The sequence below is a fragment of the Marinifilum sp. JC120 genome (assembly GCA_004923195.1).
Classification (GTDB): Bacteria; Desulfobacterota; Desulfovibrionia; order Desulfovibrionales; family Desulfovibrionaceae; genus Maridesulfovibrio.
The window spans coordinates 1-18,800 of sequence record RDSB01000013.1; the positions used below are offsets into that span (position 1 = coordinate 1).

20 protein-coding genes are annotated in these 18,800 nt (G+C 48.6%); 7 read left to right on the forward strand and 13 right to left on the reverse strand.

The window, feature by feature from the left end:
• The 4 genes from D0S45_13195 to rsfS form a co-directional block, all read right to left on the reverse strand.
• Positions 1–400, reverse strand: a 400-nt coding sequence (locus tag D0S45_13195) for a hypothetical protein (protein ID TIH14023.1), incomplete at its 3' end; no start/stop codon positions are given.
• Positions 401–635: 235 nt separating this feature from the next.
• The gene (locus tag D0S45_13200; GenBank protein TIH14024.1) at positions 636–881 is read right to left on the reverse strand and encodes a hypothetical protein; all 246 of its coding nucleotides are present in this window, start codon (positions 879–881) and stop codon (positions 636–638) included.
• Positions 882–2,414, reverse strand: a complete 1,533-nt coding sequence (locus tag D0S45_13205) for a 2,3-bisphosphoglycerate-independent phosphoglycerate mutase (GenBank protein TIH14025.1) — start codon at positions 2,412–2,414, stop codon at positions 882–884.
• Positions 2,415–2,435: 21 nt separating this feature from the next.
• Positions 2,436–2,822, reverse strand: coding sequence for a ribosome silencing factor (gene rsfS, locus D0S45_13210; protein TIH14026.1), 387 nt, complete (start codon positions 2,820–2,822; stop codon positions 2,436–2,438).
• A 502-nt stretch (positions 2,823–3,324) separates the two neighbouring features.
• Between rsfS and D0S45_13215 the strand changes: the two genes are divergently transcribed.
• The 4 genes from D0S45_13215 to D0S45_13230 all read left to right on the forward strand — a co-directional run bounded on the left by D0S45_13215 (position 3,325) and on the right by D0S45_13230 (position 7,194).
• Positions 3,325–4,635, forward strand: a complete 1,311-nt coding sequence (locus D0S45_13215; GenBank protein ID TIH14027.1) for a phenylacetate--CoA ligase — start codon at positions 3,325–3,327, stop codon at positions 4,633–4,635.
• 25 nt (positions 4,636–4,660) lie between these two features.
• Positions 4,661–5,092 carry an ACT domain-containing protein gene (locus D0S45_13220; GenBank protein TIH14028.1) on the forward strand — a complete coding sequence of 144 codons (432 nt, stop codon included), beginning with the start codon at positions 4,661–4,663 and terminating at the stop codon, positions 5,090–5,092.
• 288 nt (positions 5,093–5,380) lie between these two features.
• Positions 5,381–6,808, forward strand: coding sequence for an RtcB family protein (locus tag D0S45_13225; protein ID TIH14029.1), 1,428 nt, complete (start codon positions 5,381–5,383; stop codon positions 6,806–6,808).
• Positions 6,809–6,849: 41 nt separating this feature from the next.
• Entirely contained in the window at positions 6,850–7,194 is a 345-nt protein-coding gene (locus D0S45_13230) for an Hpt domain-containing protein (protein TIH14030.1), read from the forward strand.
• A gap of 81 nt (positions 7,195–7,275) precedes the next feature.
• Here the strand turns inward: D0S45_13230 and D0S45_13235 are convergent, their stop codons facing one another.
• The 7 genes from D0S45_13235 to D0S45_13265 form a co-directional block, all read right to left on the reverse strand.
• The gene (locus D0S45_13235; GenBank protein TIH14031.1) at positions 7,276–9,141 is read right to left on the reverse strand and encodes a potassium transporter; all 1,866 of its coding nucleotides are present in this window, start codon (positions 9,139–9,141) and stop codon (positions 7,276–7,278) included.
• 83 nt (positions 9,142–9,224) lie between these two features.
• Positions 9,225–9,665, reverse strand: a complete 441-nt coding sequence (locus D0S45_13240; GenBank protein ID TIH14134.1) for a nuclear transport factor 2 family protein — start codon at positions 9,663–9,665, stop codon at positions 9,225–9,227.
• A gap of 87 nt (positions 9,666–9,752) precedes the next feature.
• A complete protein-coding gene (locus tag D0S45_13245) occupies positions 9,753–10,361 on the reverse strand; it encodes an adenylyl-sulfate kinase (protein ID TIH14032.1) in 609 nt (202 codons plus the stop codon).
• Positions 10,333–11,415, reverse strand: a complete 1,083-nt coding sequence (locus D0S45_13250) for an aminoglycoside phosphotransferase family protein (protein TIH14033.1) — start codon at positions 11,413–11,415, stop codon at positions 10,333–10,335. The genes D0S45_13245 and D0S45_13250 overlap by 29 nt, the downstream gene beginning before the upstream one ends.
• 384 nt (positions 11,416–11,799) lie before the next feature.
• Complete coding sequence (locus tag D0S45_13255; protein ID TIH14034.1) at positions 11,800–12,738, reverse strand: carbohydrate kinase family protein; 939 nt, start codon at positions 12,736–12,738, stop codon at positions 11,800–11,802.
• A 109-nt stretch (positions 12,739–12,847) separates the two neighbouring features.
• The gene (locus tag D0S45_13260; protein ID TIH14035.1) at positions 12,848–13,162 is read right to left on the reverse strand and encodes a divalent-cation tolerance protein CutA; all 315 of its coding nucleotides are present in this window, start codon (positions 13,160–13,162) and stop codon (positions 12,848–12,850) included.
• A gap of 9 nt (positions 13,163–13,171) precedes the next feature.
• Complete coding sequence (locus D0S45_13265) at positions 13,172–13,459, reverse strand: hypothetical protein (GenBank protein TIH14036.1); 288 nt, start codon at positions 13,457–13,459, stop codon at positions 13,172–13,174.
• A gap of 132 nt (positions 13,460–13,591) precedes the next feature.
• Between D0S45_13265 and nth the strand changes: the two genes are divergently transcribed.
• From nth to D0S45_13280, 3 genes are read left to right on the forward strand one after another with little or no spacing between them, the layout of a single operon-like run.
• Positions 13,592–14,254, forward strand: a complete 663-nt coding sequence (gene nth / locus D0S45_13270) for an endonuclease III (GenBank protein ID TIH14037.1) — start codon at positions 13,592–13,594, stop codon at positions 14,252–14,254.
• The gene (locus D0S45_13275; protein TIH14038.1) at positions 14,254–15,390 is read left to right on the forward strand and encodes a tRNA guanosine(34) transglycosylase Tgt; all 1,137 of its coding nucleotides are present in this window, start codon (positions 14,254–14,256) and stop codon (positions 15,388–15,390) included. The genes nth and D0S45_13275 overlap by 1 nt, the downstream gene beginning before the upstream one ends.
• The gene (locus D0S45_13280) at positions 15,390–16,034 is read left to right on the forward strand and encodes a YdcF family protein (GenBank protein TIH14039.1); all 645 of its coding nucleotides are present in this window, start codon (positions 15,390–15,392) and stop codon (positions 16,032–16,034) included. The genes D0S45_13275 and D0S45_13280 overlap by 1 nt, the downstream gene beginning before the upstream one ends.
• Positions 16,035–16,083: 49 nt before the next feature.
• On the opposite strand, the gene D0S45_13285 is transcribed toward D0S45_13280, so the two are convergent.
• The gene (locus D0S45_13285; protein ID TIH14040.1) at positions 16,084–16,860 is read right to left on the reverse strand and encodes a carbon monoxide dehydrogenase; all 777 of its coding nucleotides are present in this window, start codon (positions 16,858–16,860) and stop codon (positions 16,084–16,086) included.
• Positions 16,861–16,869: 9 nt separating this feature from the next.
• Positions 16,870–18,747 (reverse strand): anaerobic carbon-monoxide dehydrogenase catalytic subunit, encoded by a 1,878-nt coding sequence (gene cooS / locus D0S45_13290; protein ID TIH14041.1) that lies wholly within the window; start codon positions 18,745–18,747, stop codon positions 16,870–16,872.
• Positions 18,748–18,800 lie beyond the last annotated feature (53 nt).

Genomic DNA, 18,800 nt, shown 5'->3' on the forward strand with positions numbered 1-18,800 from the left:
CATTTACATGCTTCTTGAACTCGGTTTGGACTTCGTTTCCGTAGGTGGTTTGTTTCAACCCCTGCACCACAGGCAGATTGGGGTTTTCTTGCATGAACTGAGCATGGACCATGCGCCTTAGCTTGGCATGCATGGCTTTGGTTTCTTCCCACTCATAATTTTTCTGGTCCCATCTACGTTTGACTTCCGGCTTCATCATGGAAGGATACATGCGGTCACCAGTTGAGAACTCAGAAAAATCCCCTTTGGGGTCTGCCAATTCTTCACCTGTTCTGCGATCAACGATTTTCCAGAGATTGTCGATCTGCATCTCGGCGGGCTCATTTTCTCCGTAAAGCACAAGACCAGTTGTCAGTTCTTTTCGAGGTCTAAGCTCCATTCGGTAATCAGAAAAGTTCATCTCATTTCTCCAGTATTAAAGTTTTCGGTAAAATAATCTGAATCCCCGTGATTCAAATAATTATCCCTACAACTCACAATTAACTGGCAAGGCGGACCTGAGTTACCCAACTCAAGTCCGCCCTTAAAAATGTAAAAACCATCATTCAAATAAAATACTCAGCACAAAAAAAGGGAGAGATTCATGCTTTCGCAATAATCTCTCCCCTAAATATTTGTAACTTTAGCTTGCTGATTTAAAAAAAATCAGGATCAACAGCAGCTTTGCCGTTATCAAGCATGGTTTTGTAAAATCTGATTGCCTTTTCATCCACCGGAACTATCGGAAAGTTCTTCCGGCAGGCATCGCAGGTAGCCATGGCAGGCTGTGTAGGTGCGATGTAAGGAACCTCCCGGCCGCAAAAAGGACAGGGAAACATAAATATTATCTCCATCCCGCAGGGCTTGACCGGAGATAAAGGTTTGCGGTTTTCAGACATCAATTATCCTTTCAAAAGGTCTTTACCGGTCATTTCTTCAGGAACGGAAATGCCCATGTGATTCAAAATTGTGGGTGCAATGTCGCAAAGCGCGCCTTCAGCAGGGCTAGAACCCTCGAATGCATCGCCGATGAAGACCAGCGGCACATTATTCAGACTGTGCGCAGTCTGCGGCCCGCCGTTACCGTCGATCATTTCCTCGGCATTACCGTGATCAGCAGTCAGCAGGATAACCCCGCCTATTTCCTTAACCGCTTCCACTATCTTACCCACGCAAGCATCAACAGTCTCGCAGGCTTTGATCGCTGCCGGGATAATGCCCGAATGACCGACCATGTCAAGGTTGGCAAGGTTGCAGATACACAGGGAATATTTCGGAAGAGCAGCGATAAGCTTATCGGTAACTTCTTCAGCGCTCATCTGCGGCTTGAGGTCGTAAGTTGCCACCTCGCGCGGAGAAGGAACAAGAATACGATCCTCACCCTCGAAAGGCTCTTCGCGTCCGCCGTTCATGAAATATGTAACGTGGGCATATTTCTCGGTCTCCGCAATACGCAGTTGCTTCAGCCCCTTATCCGCCACAACTTCCCCGATGGGGTTGCTGATATTCAGCGGAGGGAAGGCATTGGGGAAAGGAAAGTCCGATTCGTACTGAGTCATAGTCACGAACCCGCTGAATTGAGGCGCCTTGGGACGATCAAATTCGCTGAAATCCTTCACCGCAAGTGCCCGGCAAATCTGGCGGGCACGGTCTGCGCGGAAATTAAAAAAGAAAACACCGTCGCCGTCTTTCAAGGTTCCGTCAACACCGGAAACAATGCGCGGCTTGATGAATTCATCAGTTTCACCGGCAGCATAAGCATCTTCAACAGCCTTGACCGGATCAGACACTTCCTGACCTTCACCAAGAACCAGAGCCTTGTAGGAAAGCTCGTTGCGTTCGTAATGCTTGTCACGGTCCATGGAGTAATAACGACCTGAGATGGAAGCCACTTTACCGGCACCTATTTCAGCCATTTTATCCACGAGCTGCTGCATGTAAACTTTACCGCTGGTAGGTGAAGTATCACGGCCATCCATAAAGGCATGGACAAATATTTCCTTGATCCCGGCATCCTTAGCCACTTCAATCAATGCATAAAGATGATTGATATGGGAATGCACACCGCCGTCAGAAAGAAGGCCCATGTAATGCAGACGTCCGTCCGCAGCTTTTACATTATCCATGAGGGAGCTGATAACCTTATTGGAAGCCAGCTCTTTTTTCTCAATGGTAATGTCAATGCGGGTCATGTCTTGATATACAACACGTCCGGCTCCGATGTTGGTATGCCCAACCTCGGAGTTACCCATGAATCCGTCAGGAAGCCCCACCGCACGACCAGCGCATTTAAGCTGGGTAGTAGGACAGCTTTCCAGCAGCCCGTCCAGAACGGGAGTGTTGGCAAGTTTAACTGCGTTGCCTTTACCTTCGGGGGCAATTCCCCAGCCGTCCAGAATGAGCAGGACTGCGGGGGCACCGGTTTGCTGAGACATGATTAAATTCCTTGCGCAGGCTTAATCCTGCGGCTTTAGGTTAAGATCCATTCTGGTGCCTTCGGACCAGAGACCTTCCACGTTGTAAAATCCGCGGTTTTCTTCCTGAAAAATGTGGACGATGATATCGTTCAGATCGAGAAGGATCCAGTCTCCGGTTTTGTAGCCTTCCATACCAAGATACTCGATATTATCGTTAGAAAGCTGCTCCAGTACGAAATCAGCCAGAGCCTGTGCATGACGCACACCCTTTGCTCCGGCAACCATTACAACTTCGGCAATGGGGCAGATTCCCTGCACATCCACGGCGGAAACGTCACTGGCTTGTTTTTCGTCCATCCATTCAGCAACAAGCTGAACTTTATCCTTAGTATCGATCTGTTTAAATTTCTTTTCTTTAGTTTTCATTCTTTTGGTTTGATTAACCGGCGTTCTCCCCTTACGGAAAACGCGCTTGAATCCGGACCGCAAACAGCGGGAATATAGGACTTAAAGCCCCTGCGCGCCTGACATCCAACACATCCGGCCTGACGCAGTTCTCACATTTCGTCCAAAGTACAATATGATTATATAGAGAATTTACGCCCGCTACGCAATCAATACTATAGCCTAGTTTTAAATCATTTTCAATTGTGAAAATTATTTTCGAATTCGAACAAACACTATCGAAAATTCAATGACTTGTTGACGGTGGGTAAACACTTATGCAATAAACTTCGTCATGCTTAACCACACCTTTTTTTCCCTTTTCTTTTTTTTCTTTTTTAGGACTGAAATATAGTCATCCCGTGGTTATGGAAAAAACACTGATTGAGAGTTTACCGGGCCACGGGCGCAAACCCCGTGGCCTTTTTTTATTTTTTTTTAACACAAACCCTGTACCGGGATCAGCCATATCAGGAGGCAAGCGATGATCTTCGACGTAGACAAGGAAACAATGCCGAGGGAAGAGCTGGAAGAATTACAGCTCAGACGTTTGAAGCAACTTTGCGAACGCGTTTATGCCAACGTTCCTTTTTACACCAACAAATTTAAGGAACTTGGTATTGAACCCAAGGATATCAATTCCCTATCCGATCTTACCAGACTCCCTTTTACTGAAAAGCAGGACCTGCGTAACCACTACCCCTTCGGCCTTTTTGCTGTTTCCCGCGAGAACATCGTTCGCATCCACTCTTCTTCCGGCACCACCGGAAAGGCAACGGTCGTCGGCTACACCAAACGCGATATCAAGAACTGGGCGGACCTGATGGCCCGTTCCTTCGCAATTGCCGGAGCTACTCCTGAAGACAGCATCCACAATGCTTACGGTTACGGTCTTTTTACCGGAGGCCTCGGCGCGCATTACGGTGCAGAAGCACTGGGCGCGACCATCATCCCGGTTTCCGGCGGCGGTACCAGACGCCAGATCATGCTGCTCAAAGATTTCGGCGCGGACGTAATCTGTTGCACTCCTTCCTACGCTCTGTTTCTCTATGAAACTGGTAAGGAAATGGGCATTGATTTCAGCAAACTGCCTCTTAGAATTGGTATTTTCGGTGCTGAACCGTGGACTGAATCCATGCGCCGCGACATTGAGAATAAACTCAACATCAAGGCCCTCGACATTTACGGCCTGTCCGAAATCATGGGCCCCGGCGTAGCCATGGAATGTGCCGAAGAACAGAAAGGTCTGCACATCATGGAAGACCATTTCCTGCCTGAAATCATCAACCCTGAAACAGGAGAGCATGTAGAACCCGGCGAAGTGGGCGAGCTGGTAATCAGCACCCTGACCAAGGAAGGCATTCCGCTCATCCGTTACCGCACCCGCGACCTGACCCGTCTCAATTACACCGCCTGCCGTTGCGGCCGCACCTTTGCCCGCATGCAGCGGGTAACCGGACGCAGTGATGACATGCTCATCATCCGCGGCGTAAACGTCTTCCCGTCCCAGATCGAGTCCATCCTCGTTGAGACCGAAGGCATTTCCCCGCATTACCAGCTCGTTGTTGAACGTGACGGCAACCTCGACATTCTCACCGTTAAGGTTGAAATTTCAGGTGCCTCCTTCTCCGATGAAATTAAAAATTTACAGCGTCTCGAAAGAAAGATACAAAAAACTATTAAGGAATTCCTTGGCGTAACAGCCAGAGTCAAGCTTGTGGAACCCAAATCCATTGAACGTTCCATGGGTAAGGCCCAGAGAATTATCGACCTGCGTAATCAGAACCAGCAATAGAACCTATCAAAAGCGAGGAAACACCATGAAATGTGACCAGCTATCCATATTCCTTGAGAACCGTGCCGGAAGACTTGCCGAAGTAACCCGTCTGCTTACTGAAAACAAAGTCAATATCCGTGCTCTCTCTCTTGCCGATACTTCTGATTTCGGCATCCTGAGAGTAATCGTGTCCGACTTTGAAACTGCGCAGAAAGTGCTTAAAGAAGCAGGCTTCACAGTTGGTAAAACCTCCGTTGTGGCAGTAGAAGTCGACGACCAGCCCGGCGGACTGCACAACCTGCTCGAAATGCTGCGCGGGTCCGGTATCAACGTGGAATACATGTACGCCTTCGTACATCAGTCCGGTGCCAATGCCGTAATTATCTTCCGCTTTGACCGCACCGATCAGGCAATTGAACTTCTCACTGAAAAGAATATCAAAATGCTTCCCAGCGAAGAACTTTGTAAGCTTTAAGAATGTCTCCGACGGCTGGGGAAGGGGAAAATCTTGCAAGAGTTCCCCTTCCCCAGCCCCCAGCCCCTTCAGAACCTTTTAGTATGCTTCGCATATAGCGCATTTAGGCGTCTTAGATTTAATCGCAATATCTTGGTTGATATTGCGTTTTTTTGCTACAATGCATTTTAATAAATAAAAATGGCGAAGCTTAATAAAAGGTTTTGGGATTCTTAAACCCTTTTGCAAAAGGGTTTAAGCCGCCGGAGGCAAAATCCATTCATCAAAAGTGCGAAGCGCATCAAATCTATGAATATCAAATTACTCAAACAAGAAGCCCCCTGCCGCTGGCGCATGGATAAATACGGCTCCATGCGAGTGGACGCTGTATTTTTTGGAGACAAAAACATTATCCTTGAACTGGACGATACCACAGTCTCGCAGGTGCGTGATGTGGCTTCACTTCCGGGCGTGGTCGGCCCGGTCTGCGCTATGCCGGACGCCCATTCCGGTTACGGCTTTCCCATCGGTGGGGTCGGTGCCTTTGATGAGAAACACGGGGTGGTTTCTGCTGGCGGGGTCGGTTTTGATATTTCCTGCGGCGTGCGTACCCTGACCACCGGACTGACCCGGCAGGACTTGATCACCTGCGATGAAAAACTTGAAGATTTGCTTTTTAAACAAATACCATCAGGAACGGGCGTTGGCGGTGATATTATCCTTGAAGGCGACCTGCTGGATGAAATGCTGCTCGGCGGTGCTTCTTGGGCGGTAGGTCAGGGCATGGGACAACCGGAGGACCTCGGCAGGATTGAGGGAAATGGCAGAAATGAATTTGCCGATCCGAAAAAAGTTCCGCAAAGGGCCAAACAACGTATGCGCAATCAGCTGGGATCGCTGGGTTCCGGCAACCACTATCTGGAAGTGCAGTATGTGGAAGAAATTTATGATGCGGCAAAAGCTGCGGCCTTCGGCGTCGGAATTGATGATGTGGTGGTCAGCATTCATTGCGGGTCGCGCGGCCTGGGGCACCAGATTGCCAAAGATTACCTGCCCATGATGGCAGAAGCAGCGCCCGATTTCGACATCAAACTACCCCACCGCGATATTGCCTGTGCCCCTATACAGTCAAAATTAGGTCAAGACTACCTTGGGGCCATGGGAGCAGGCATTAACTGCGCCCTTGCCAACCGTCAGGTAATCACCCACCTTGTGCGCCAATGCTTTGCCGATCTTTTACCGCAGGCTGATTTGCGACTGCTTTATGATGTGAGTCACAACACCTGCCAGCGTGAGGAATTTAAAATAAACGGCAAAAAGCGCAATCTCTGGGTACACCGCAAGGGAGCAACCCGCGCACTGGGGCCGGACCACCCGGAACTGCCCCGTGAATTCAAGAAACACGGCCAGCCGGTAATTATCGGTGGCAGCATGGGTACAGCCTCCTACATCCTTGCCGGAACAAAACAGGCTGCGGAAATCTCATTTTCTTCATGCTGCCACGGAGCCGGACGGGTTATGAGCCGAACCAAAGCGCGCAAGAATTTCAAAGGAAATAAAATCCAAAAAGAACTCGGCAGGCACGGAATCATCATTCGCAGCGGCTCAATCAAAGGTATTGCCGAGGAAGCCCCTCTTGCCTACAAGGATGTTAATATGATTGTCGAATCAACCCAAGCCGCCGGAATATCTGAAAAGGTTGCCCGATTGCGACCGATTTTATGCATAAAAGGCTGAAAATTGTAGTAATAGATTATGTTTTGGATTAAGTTATTCGGATGGAAAATATTGAAGCAATCAACAAAGACTGGCTGGCCTCCATGGTCTCCACCAAAAAAGAATTCCTGACCAAGCTTTTTGCCGTATTCCTGCACGATGAGCCTGCGCGGGTAGTCAAGATAAGGGAAGCCTTCGAAGCCGGACAAATGGACGAACTGAAATACCTTGCCCACTCTCTTAAAGGCGCCGCCGCCACCATGGGAGCCGACAGAGTCCGTGAAGCCTGTCTGAATTTGGAATACAGTGCCCGCGACGAAGACACGGAACTCTCAAAAAAGAACCTGCATATTCTTGAAGACGAAATGAAACTTGTTTACGATTTCATGAGCGAGTTCATTAAGTAACAAACCAGCTTAAATAAATTTAAATTTGAATTTCAGACTTTAAAAACCGGGATTTTCCCGGTTTTTTTACTTTATATTTCTTTATATTTTAATCGTCGTACCAATGGTAATCACCTTATCCGCCGGAATCCGCAAATAATCGAGCGGGTCTTCAGACATGGAACTAAACATGATAAAAAATTTACGCCTCAGCGGACGGTTTTTATTTTCCTTGTTGAACCGCAGCAACATCCTCCCGATGTAAAAATAACTGTCTGTGCTGCTCAGCCCAAGCTGATTCCATGATTGAACCAGTATTAAAGAAAGATTGGGTTTTTCCATAAAACCATAATTCACGGTCATCCAATAAATATTTTTATCAATATTTTTAAGCGTGATACGACTATGCGGATCAAGATAAGGCTCGCTGGAGGTATTCACCCGCAGAAAAACAAGTTTTTCATGCACAACACGGTTATTTCGCAAATGCTGTAAAAATGCATGGGGTACAAATTCCGATGCAGAAAGAAATACAGCCTCCCCCGGAACCTTTGCCAGCATGTACTTTTCAATTTCAGATTCCAGATCGGAAACTTCAAGACCCCGCTCCTGCAATCGCTCTCTGAGCTTTGCGCGGCCCCATATCCAGACAAACATCCCGTAGGCAATAAGCCCAGCCAGAAGGATGGGGAACCAGCCGCCCCCGGCAATCTTGGTGAAATTGACGAAGAAAAATCCAAGATCAAAGATCGCGAAAAATCCGGTCAGTATTGCGGCTAAAATCCACGGGCAGTTACGTATCTTGCGCAGGTAAAACCAGAATAGATAGGTAGTAACAACCATGGTTCCGGTAATGGCAATCCCGTATGCCCCTGCCAGATTCTCCGATTGCTTGAAAAATATCACCAGCAGGATGCACAGCGCAGCCATGATCCAATTAACTGAACCCACGAAAACCTGCCCCGGATTATCCTTCGAGGTCTGCAAAATGCGAATCCGGGGTACAAAACCCAGATGCACAGCCTGCGCGGTCAATGAAAAAGCCCCGGAAATAATGGCCTGTGAAGCAATTATCGCCGCAAGGGTAGCCAAGCAAACCATGGGCAGCATCAGGAACTTGGGAAATAGGCTGAAAAATGGATTGATTATCGCCTTGGGATTATCAATCAGCATGGCCCCCTGTCCCAGATAATTGAGTAACAGACAGGGCAAGGCCACAAAATACCAGGCTAGAGTGATAGGCTTACGCCCGAAATGCCCCATATCGGCAAAAAGGGCCTCCCCCCCGGTAACGCAGAGGACAACCGCACCAAGAACCATAGCCCCGGCCAGACCGTTTTGAGCAAAGAATGTTAATGCATAATAAGGACTGAAAGCCTGCAAAACTTCTGGGTTGCCCACTGCTGAAAACAGTCCGAAAACACCGATGACCGTAAACCAGACCAGCATAACCGGACCGAACAACCGCCCGATCTTATCCGTACCGCTACTTTGAAAAGCAAAGAGGACCAGCAAAATAGTGCAAGCTATGTGCGTTGTATACTGATGCGCGGCAGTGGTTGCTACATCCAGCCCCTCAATTGCAGAAAGCACTGAAATAGCAGGAGTGATGACTCCGTCCCCGTAAAGCAATGCCCCGCCGATCATAGTCGCAAATAGCATGAATGACGCAGTCCTGCGCTGCCCCTTACGACTGACCAGTTCATAAAGCGCAAAAATACCGCCCTCGCCCTTATTGTCTGCTGCCATGACGAATGTAACGTACTTCAGGCAGATGACAATCAGCAGAGACCAGATGATCAGGGACAACACCCCAAGCACATTGGCTGCATTAAGCACAACGGCATGATGCCCACTGAAGCAGGCCTTCATGGCATAAAGCGGACTGGTTCCAATGTCACCGAAAACAACACCCAACGCGCCCAGCGCAAGTGCGGCCTGCCGGCTTTTAACATTCTGCTTTTGCATAATCTTCCTGTGCGGACTTTACCGAACAAAAAAGGGGAAAACTATTAGAATAGTTTTCCCCTTAATTACGAAACTCTTTGTTTTTACTTACCTTTGCGCCCGTAGGTTTCCATCTCAATGAGCCACTTTCCATCTTTGAGCAAAAATTCAAATGAAGGGGTAAACTTGCCGCGCCCATCATTGCTCCGGTAATCCCAGGAAACCCTTGCGCTGCATTTGTTACCTTCAACCTTGAATTCAGTAATCTTGAACAAGCGCAACTTGAACGAACTATCCACCCAGTAAGATGCACAACGGGGCAAACTTTCACTGAATCCCATAAACAAATCTTCTGTTTTGGAATTACAGGGAAAAGATTTAATCACGGCATTGTCAGCATACAGCCCGCGGATAGCATCGAAATCCCTTAAATTATATGCGTCCTTATAATCAAAAAGCACATCCTTGATCTGAACCCGCACATCTTCTTCAGCAGCAGCTCCGGCAGAAACAGCAGCGCAAACAAGAACCGACAACATCAACATTGAGAGCAAAATTTTCTTCACAGCAAACACCTTCTGATATGTTTTTATATGCAACTGCATTCCTTTTAAAACAATTCGAAATAAAAATCAGCAAATCCCGTTCATTCTACGCCACTTTTGCAAGCAGGTCTTTACCTCATCGAAAGTCTCATCAGGACTTCTTCCATCAGTATCCACAATGCATTCGGCGTTGTGGTCTTCCTGAAATTTAACATCCACTCCGATAACTACCCCAAGATCCTTAAATTCCTTACCGGTACGCTGCCGCTCAAGAGCTTTTTCGTATAGTCCGGCCATAACCAGCCCCTGCTGCCGCCCTGATTCGCGCTTCATGGCCATATTCACCGGACAGCGCAAGTAAACCTCAGCAAAATATTCTATTTTTTCACGGGCGTCATTACGCCAGCAAAGCTCATGAGCAGAACCGTCCATAATTACACACCGTCCTGATTCCATAATGGAGATGGCGTCTTCCACAAAAAGGTTGTAGGCACGCTGTCGTTCATCACATGTATATTCAGGATTGGGAATATAGATCTTACGCCGCTCATCCATGCAAAGCAGAACAACCCTGATTCCCTCCGCACGCAATTGCTCATAAAGCTTTCCGGCTATGGTACTCTTGCCACACCCCGGTAATCCGGTAATCCAGATAGCCCAGTTTTTATTAACGCATATACCGTTCGAATTGGACATAATCAAAGACCTCATCCTCAAGAACGTTTTCTATAAATCGCATCAATGCATCCCGCACTTCCTGCGGATGATCAGGATACCAGACCGGAGAGGCAATAACCAACCCCCGAAATACGAAAAATGGAGCCATGACCTGTAATACTTCATCATCCCCGGTCTTTTCAAGATACGCTTCCATGTAAGTCATGTACAGGGTACGCAGTTTATTAGAAAACTTTCCCCCTGAATAAAGCCCGAAGAGAATATAATTAGTCGCCATGCAGCAAAGATCTCCGGCAGGTTCACCCCACTCCCCCCTGCTGCGGTCCAGCACACTAAATCCATCCGGCCCGCCCATAAGAATATTCCAAGGATGAAAATCACCGTGCACGGCAGATAAACGGTGGGTGTAATGAAATAGCTTCCAGCGCCAGTCGATAAGTTTTTTCTCAAGACTAACAAAGCGGTCCTGTGAAAAAAAATCGCAAGGATGCTTGAATGCTTCGTCCACCAATCCCATTATGCATTCGCTGGAACCGATCAACTCCCGGATGCGACGCATATACAGATGAGGATCATCCTTTTTCACAGAATGGATTTCTGCCAGCCACTCAGCAAGATCTACTGCATTATGCTGATCCTGCTCAAGAAATTCCCCATTGCGAATACGGTCAAGATCGTGGAAATAATCGTAGCCCTGCAACTTTTCATTCAAAATGAAAAATTCCTGCGGCTCCTTAAGCGAACGCATAATCCCATCGCTACTGATATAACCGATCCCCATAGGTTTTACATGACGCGGCAAACGGGCTGAGGTTTCATACTGAAACATTAGAACCGCCGCCCGGTCCCAATAGAACTGATGTCCGTAATTATCCCCTTTCATGACCGAAATCACAGTTTCCCGCTCCTCTCCGTCCACAGTGAAGAGAACCAGCAACGGCTTTCCGTACCCGAATTTCTTCATACCCTGCTTGTCCAGCGAGCCTATATCCCCGTAGTCCACAAGGGACGCACCGGGTCCGAAAGCATCTTTCAGGTATGCATCAAGCATAGCGGCTGTGATTTCAATCATGATCAATCCTCCGGGGTTTAACCCAAGGATACAGGAACTGAGAACTTACTTACAAACTATTTTTGACAAAAAATAATACAAACCATTTAAAATTAACACAGACAGACTGATGAGAAAGTGCCCGATGCTAGGAACAAGAAAAAGGCTGGAACGACGCGTATATAGACATACGCGAGTTTCAGCCTTTTTTGCAGTGACGACGCAGATGGTGCTTTATCATCTGTCTGAACCGGAATCCTGCGTGCAGGATCCCGGCTAATTATACAAAGCCACTCAGACAATTGAGAAAGTGCCAGATGGGAGGCGCAAGAAAAAGACTGGAACGATGCGTATTACGCATACGTGAGTTTCAGTCTTTTTTGCAGCAACGAAGCAGATGGTGCTTTATCGGCTGACTGAGCCAAAGTTGGTTTCGTAACGAGCCCAAAACTCTTCTTCGGTGTAGGAATGTTCCTGAGTACCGAGTTTTTCAACGCAGTAAACCGCGCTGACAGCACCTACGTGGGCAGCTTCAACAAGATTTTTGCCCATGGCGAGGCCTTTGATCAGACCGGCACGGAAAGCATCGCCTGCTCCGGTGGGATCTTCCACAACTTCAGCCTTGGCAGCGGAAACTTTAGTTTCGCCGTCTTTTTCAACAACAAGACAACCGTGCTCACCAAGAGTTACGATGATGGAATCGCAGATTTCCATGAGCTCATCACGAGTCTTGCCTGTGGATTTCATGATCATTTCCAGCTCATAGTCGTTGGAAACGAGAATCTTGCAACCGCCGATCATTTCCAGCAGCTGCTCACCGCTAAATGCGGGGATGTTCTGGCCCGGATCATAGATGTAAGATACACCCTTTTCACGGTATACTTTGGGAAAATTCTGCATATCATCAAGGTTGCCGGGGGAAACGATAGCCAGCGCATCTGCGGGATTCACGCCGGAAAAATCATAATCGCAACCGTATTTCATGGCACCGGGGTTGAATCCGGTAATCTGGTTGTCGGACTTATCAGTGGTGATGTAGGCTCCGGCGGTAAATTCATCATCAACACGCTTGATTCCTTCGCGAGTAATTTTGTTGTCGTCCAGCCATTTTTCATAACCGTCGAAATCCTTACCCGCAGTACCAAGGATCACAGGCTTTTCGTCCAGCATGGAAAGAGCGTAAGCAATGTTTCCGGCTGTGCCGCCAAAACGCTCATCAAGGCCGTCCACCAGAAAACACACGTTAAGCATGTGAATTTTATCAGGCAGGATATGATCGGCGAAACTACCGGGAAAACTCATAATTCTGTCGTAGGCCAAGGAACCGGAAACCAATATCTGCATTTGTATAAACTCCTGAATTGAGATTTTAATCAGGCAAAATAAATCTCTGCCCGCGTAAGTTTTGCGGACAGAGACTATGCTTGCTTGTATGGAAAAGTCAATAAACAGGCTACGAAGTATGACTCTTCACCCACTCAAAAAACTCCCCGTTACCATGCTTCGACTCAAGTGCCACAATAGCTGGACAATCGTAGCTGTGAAGATTCTTGACTGTCTGGATCAATTTTTCAACCAGTTCCGGTGTTGTTTTAGCAATAATTACTGTTTCTTCGGAACGCTCAAGCTTTCCTTCCCACCAATACATGGATTCCATTTTATCAAAGATATTCACGCAGGCGGCCAAATGACGCATGAGCAACTCTCCGCCAATCTCACGCGCTTCTTCCACATCTCCGGCAGTAATATAAACCAGCATTATGGACATAAAGCCCTCCTATTTACAAACAGGACTCTCACCGGGTTTGGCGTTTGCAAGATAATTACTGATCGCGTCCAGCTCGTCAGCGGTAGTAGTCATTCCCATTTCAGCCATACGCTGGTTGGTCTTTTCCCATGCGGCAAGATCTTTTTTGCCAAGTCCCCGACAGACCCGCTTCATACTGTGACAACTTCCACATTTTGCAAAAACAAGACTGGAACCATCTTCCGCACCAGAAACAGAGAGTCCAAGTCCTGATATGGTAAAAAGAGCCGCAACGACCAAACTTAATGCTATTTTCATTTTCAGTTCCTCCGCTTTTATTTGTATTAAATGATACATGAATTGACATGAACGGCAACATTTATCAGGCTGTAGACAGCATATTCGATGATTGTAAGTTACAAAAAGAAATGATAGCCCACACCAGACAATATGAAAATGAAAACTCCTGATAAAAGCACACTGGAAAGAGCAACTACCATCTATGACCGTCTGATAAAACGGTACCCGAACCCGGAACCGGAATTAGACTGGTCCAATGCATGGGAACTGATGGCAGCCACTGCTCTTGCGGCTCAATGCACGGATGTGCGGGTCAACAAGGTTACCCCGGAACTTTTCCGCAGATGGCCCGGCCCAGCGGAAATGAGCAAAGCGGATGTGGCGGAAGTCGAAGAAGTGATCCGCTCTACCGGGCTTTTCCGTAACAAGGCCAAGAACCTGAAAGGCGCAGCGGAAGTAGTCATAAATGAATTCGGCGGCGAAATGCCCCAAACCATGAAAGATATGATCAAGCTGCCCGGTGTGGCTCGCAAAACCGCCAACATAGTGCTTTCCAATGCCATGGACGTTCACGAGGGGGTTGCCGTTGATACCCATGTTAAACGGCTTTCATTCAGGATGGGCTTGACCGAAAGCACCAATCCAAATGTCATAGAAAAAGACCTGATGCCGCTTTTTAAACGCGAAAATTGGGGCGATGCAAACCATGTTTTGGTTCTATACGGACGTGAAATATGTTCGGCCCGAAACCCCAAATGCGACATCTGCGAACTAAACGATATCTGTCCGCAAAACGGAATTGAGAAAAAATAATGAGCGAAGAAAAAAAGAAACCCGGAAACTTTACTGTACATGCCACCGACGGCAACGCCCGCCGCGGAACCCTTATGACCGCCCATGGCGAAATCCAGACCCCGGTCTACATGCCTGTGGGAACTCAGGGAGCAGTAAAAGCTGTTTCACCGCGTGATCTGCATGAAATCAATTCCCAGATCATCCTCGGTAACACTTATCACCTTTACCTGCGCCCCGGTGACGAACTTATTGCCCGCCGTGGAGGCCTGCATAAATTTTCCAATTGGGACAAGCCCATCCTCACCGACAGCGGCGGATTTCAAGTCTTCAGCCTTGAATCCATCCGTAAAATCACCGAGCAGGGCGTGGAATTCCGCTCCTACATTGACGGATCAAAACATTTCTTTTCCCCTGAAAAAGTCATTTCCATCCAGAACAACATCGGCTCTGACATCATGATGGTTCTGGATGAATGTGTGGGCTATGGACATGACCGCGATTACACTGCGAAATCCCTTGAAATGACCACCCGCTGGGCCAAACGCTGTCGCGATGCCTACCCCGTAGGCTCCGGCGATCAGCTCATGTTCGGCATAGTACAGGGAGGTTTCCATAAGGACCTGCGTGAAGTCTCCCTTGAGCAGCTCAGCGAAATCCCCTTTGAAGGATACGCCATCGGCGGCCTGAGCGTTGGCGAGCCCATCCCGGATATGTACGATATTTTACAGCACATCGGGCCCAAGCTGCCTGCGGATAAACCCCGTTACCTCATGGGTGTAGGAACTCCGCTCGACATTCTCGAAGGTATTGCCAACGGCGTGGACATGTTCGACTGCGTGCTGCCCACAAGGAACGCCCGCAACGGCACCCTGTACACCAGCCAAGGCAAGGTCAACATCAAACGCGCCCAGTACCGTGAGGATGATTCCCCGCTGGACCCCAATTGCGATTGTTATACCTGCCGCAACTTCAGCAAGGCCTACCTGCGCCATCTGTACACGGCAAAGGAACTGCTCTCCAGCCAGCTGAATTCAATTCACAACCTGCGTTTCTTCCTCAAGCTCACTGAAGAAGCACGGGAAGCCATTGAGAAAGGCACTTTCGATGACCTGCGCAAAAAGTACGAAGCGGTCTACGAACCGGTCGTGAGATAATGAGAATTATCAGGCCGTTATTAACGCTTATGGGAGCACTGACCGTTGCCGGAATGCTGGCGGCGGCAGTGCTTTTCTTTTTTGCCCCGGTCCTGCTTCAGAAAGAGGATGTGCTTGAAAAAGCTGACGCAATCGTGGTCCTTGGTGGACATTACTACCGCCCGGTCTACGCAGCAGATCTCTACAATGAAGGCTACGCTCCGCTGATTCTGTCCAGCAAGCCGGTAGTAACCCCGGAAGTAGAAGATGTGCGCAACCTCGGAATACACTTTCCGTATCAGTGGGAAGTATTCCGGGATGTGCTGCTGAAAAAAGAGGTACCTGCTGACAAAATTAAATTCTTCGGCAAAGCCAATATCAGCACCCTTGATGAAGCGGAAAAATTAAAAGATCAACTCACTTCACAAATTAAATCCATCATTCTGGTGACCTCCCCCATGCACACCCGCCGTGCCGGGATTATCTTCAGGGAAATTCTGCCCCCGGATGTTAAAATAATAGTGGTCGGCACTCCCTATGAAATAACACCTGATAAATGGTGGACCAATTTCCGGACCGCACCATTTGTGGTACTGGAAGTAGCCAAGACCCTTTATTACGAATTGGGCGGAGCTTTCAGAAGCTCGGAAGAAATTGCCAATTAACAAAAAAGACCTTCTGAATTTTCAGAAGGTCTTTTGTTTTATACTTTAGTCACGCTTGCAATGACCGGACTATCTTTTCCATTATAGCATCAATCTCAACGGATTCAGGAAGATTGAGCACATTACCGTCGGACATCTGCCGCTCAACCAGTCCGGGCAGTTGCGGCATGGTGAACCGCTTATCGGGTAGATGCTCCAACTCAGGAGGCTCACCGCCCTGATAACGATTAATGATCAGTACCTGATTTTCAAGCCCCAATTCACCGGCCATGCGCCCCACTTCCGAAGCAGTCTGAAAACTGCGCATGGAAGGTTCGCTGACCACCACAATCCCATCCACATGCATGGCTGTTCCCCGTCCGAGATGTTCTACCCCGGCTTCAAGATCAACCAACACGCAATCATCGCTATCCATGACTATATGGGCCAGCAGAGCTTTTAGCAGGGCATTGGCATCACAGGCACAGCCACCCCCGGCATTGGACAGACCGCCCATGACCAGCAACCTTTTCTTACCGGGATCAACACCGGGAAAAGGCTCTTCATAAAGCGGAAGCTCCACTGCCAATTCTTCCGGCAGGTCGCCGACCTCGGGATTAAGATTGAGGAAACCTTCCTCATGAATCCGCTCCCTGACCAGATCAGTCCTTGATGATACAGGATCAGGCAACGCACCATTAGCCAGCCCGGAAGCCTGCCCCAATGACAAAGCCGTGTCGGCATCAATCATCCAGACATTCTGCCCGCTACGGGCCATCCAGTCAGCCATCCACGAAGTAATTGAGGTTTTGCCTACGCCACCTTTGCCTGCAAATGCCAGTTTCATAACCCTCTCCTACTCGCTCAAACCAAGGCCTTTACGTTTGGCCTTGATCCGTACATCAAAGAGTTCGGCAGCTTTGACCGGGTCCGGTTCAATGACAAAAGAGGCACCTACCAGATCCTCAAGACCGGAAACCGCAATATTAGTTACAGTCTCAGAACCAAGAATATTCGGAGGATGACCGAGGTGGGTGTAGATGCCACTGGCTACAGCGTAAAGCCCGATAGCAGCAGCCTTTTCTGAATACCACTCAGGAGAGGAAGCACCCACAGGCAGATCACTGATATCCACATTAAGGGCATCAGCCAATGCGGCGCAGAGTTGCAGGATTCGAGCGTTGTCCACACAGGAACCGTAATGCAACACGGGCGGGATTCCCAACGCGCCGCAGACCTTTTTAAGTCCCGGACCAGCCATTTCAATGGCATCTGGAACCAGCAATCCGGCCTTGCCTGCCGCAGTGGTTACGCATCCGGTAACCAGCACAAGGATATCTTTTTTGATCAATTCCTTGGCAAGCCCAACATTCATGGAATCCTGCTTGATCTTAGGATTATTACAGCCAACAATTCCTACTGCGCCGCGAACATCCCCGGCAGCAATGGCCTGCACTAACGGATCAAGAGAACCGCCTAATGCTGAAATAACCGCTTCATTAGAAAATCCGGTCATGATCTCCACAGGCTCACATGGAATATCCACACGAGAAGCATCACGCTCAACATAAGCTTTCACTGCGAGGCGGACGATCTCGCAAGCTTGCTCGTATGCATTATGCGGATGAATATCAAAATGGACTGCCCCGGTGAAACGAGCCTTAGGAGCGGTATCGATAAACTTGGTGTGGTAGCAGCCGGAAATCGTTACAAGGCTGGGCATGATGCACTGGTAATCCACAACCACAGCCTCAACCGCTCCGGTCAGAATTGCAAGCTCTGTCATGAGATGGTTCCCGGCCATGGGGATACCCTTGCGCATGAGCAGTTCATTACCCGTGCAGCATAGACCCGCGATATTGATACCTGCGGCTCCGGCAGCTTTTGCTTCAGCGACGATCTCAGGTTCACGGGAGGCCGCCAAAATCATCTCGGAAACCACAGGGTTATGCCCATGGACAAGAATATTTACTTTGTCTTCTTTAATTACCCCGAGGTTGGCCTGCGACATGGACGGGGTCGGGGTTCCGAAAATAACGTCTGACAATTCGGTGCCGATCATGGAACCGCCCCAACCGTCAGCCAGTGAAGTACGGGCAGCATGGAGAAGAGTGTTGGGAGCGTCGTTATCGCAACCCATGTGGGTGCGGTGCATCATTTCAGCAATTTCACGGTCAACACCGCGCGGGGTTATTCCCAGCTTGGACCAGATATCTTTACGTTTCTGAGGAACGCGGGAAAGGAAGGAAACCTGTTTTTTACGGCTGCCGAAGTCAGCAAAGAAACACTCCATTGCATCGCGAGCAATATCCTTGATATCACGCCCTTCGACTTCAACACCGATTTCTGCGGAAATACGGCGCAGTTTATCCTCATCAGTTATTTTATAATCCTTGGTCTCGCCCTCAACTATCGCCTCAAGCACCTCAATCAAATCACGACCATGATCAGAATGGCCAGCAGCTCCGCCCGTTACAAAACGACCGAAATTCCTTGCCACCACAACATCCGCATCAGCACCGCATACACCGCGCGGAGATTTCGGGGTAATTTTACACGGCCCCATGGTACAGATACGGCAGCTTGTCCCAAGCTCGCAGAACTTACAATGCGGGGTCTGCTGCTGTAATCTTTCATGGACAGTATCAATGCCCTCTGCACGTGCTTTATTGATCATTGCACGAGCATCATCCCAGATTGTCAACTCTTCAGCCGGACGGGGTTCTTTAGCCATTAACCTATCCTCCCTGTTTGCCGGAAGCTGGTTGATTCCCGCTCCCGATCCAT

Coding starts and splice junctions, on each gene's coding strand:
- D0S45_13275 (TIH14038.1), top strand. CDS start 14,254: ATGAGCGAAGAAAAAAAGAAACCCGGAAACTTTACTGTACATGCCACC.
- cooS (TIH14041.1), bottom strand. CDS start 18,747: ATGGCTAAAGAACCCCGTCCGGCTGAAGAGTTGACAATCTGGGATGAT.
- D0S45_13205 (TIH14025.1), bottom strand. CDS start 2,414: ATGTCTCAGCAAACCGGTGCCCCCGCAGTCCTGCTCATTCTGGACGGC.
- D0S45_13225 (TIH14029.1), top strand. CDS start 5,381: ATGAATATCAAATTACTCAAACAAGAAGCCCCCTGCCGCTGGCGCATG.
- D0S45_13250 (TIH14033.1), bottom strand. CDS start 11,415: ATGATTGAAATCACAGCCGCTATGCTTGATGCATACCTGAAAGATGCT.
- nth (TIH14037.1), top strand. CDS start 13,592: ATGAAAATGAAAACTCCTGATAAAAGCACACTGGAAAGAGCAACTACC.
- D0S45_13260 (TIH14035.1), bottom strand. CDS start 13,162: ATGTCCATAATGCTGGTTTATATTACTGCCGGAGATGTGGAAGAAGCG.
- D0S45_13255 (TIH14034.1), bottom strand. CDS start 12,738: ATGCAGATATTGGTTTCCGGTTCCTTGGCCTACGACAGAATTATGAGT.
- rsfS (TIH14026.1), bottom strand. CDS start 2,822: ATGAAAACTAAAGAAAAGAAATTTAAACAGATCGATACTAAGGATAAA.
- D0S45_13265 (TIH14036.1), bottom strand. CDS start 13,459: ATGAAAATAGCATTAAGTTTGGTCGTTGCGGCTCTTTTTACCATATCA.
- D0S45_13230 (TIH14030.1), top strand. CDS start 6,850: ATGGAAAATATTGAAGCAATCAACAAAGACTGGCTGGCCTCCATGGTC.
- D0S45_13240 (TIH14134.1), bottom strand. CDS start 9,665: ATGTTGATGTTGTCGGTTCTTGTTTGCGCTGCTGTTTCTGCCGGAGCT.
- D0S45_13220 (TIH14028.1), top strand. CDS start 4,661: ATGAAATGTGACCAGCTATCCATATTCCTTGAGAACCGTGCCGGAAGA.
- D0S45_13285 (TIH14040.1), bottom strand. CDS start 16,860: ATGAAACTGGCATTTGCAGGCAAAGGTGGCGTAGGCAAAACCTCAATT.
- D0S45_13245 (TIH14032.1), bottom strand. CDS start 10,361: ATGTCCAATTCGAACGGTATATGCGTTAATAAAAACTGGGCTATCTGG.
- D0S45_13235 (TIH14031.1), bottom strand. CDS start 9,141: ATGCAAAAGCAGAATGTTAAAAGCCGGCAGGCCGCACTTGCGCTGGGC.
- D0S45_13280 (TIH14039.1), top strand. CDS start 15,390: ATGAGAATTATCAGGCCGTTATTAACGCTTATGGGAGCACTGACCGTT.
- D0S45_13215 (TIH14027.1), top strand. CDS start 3,325: ATGATCTTCGACGTAGACAAGGAAACAATGCCGAGGGAAGAGCTGGAA.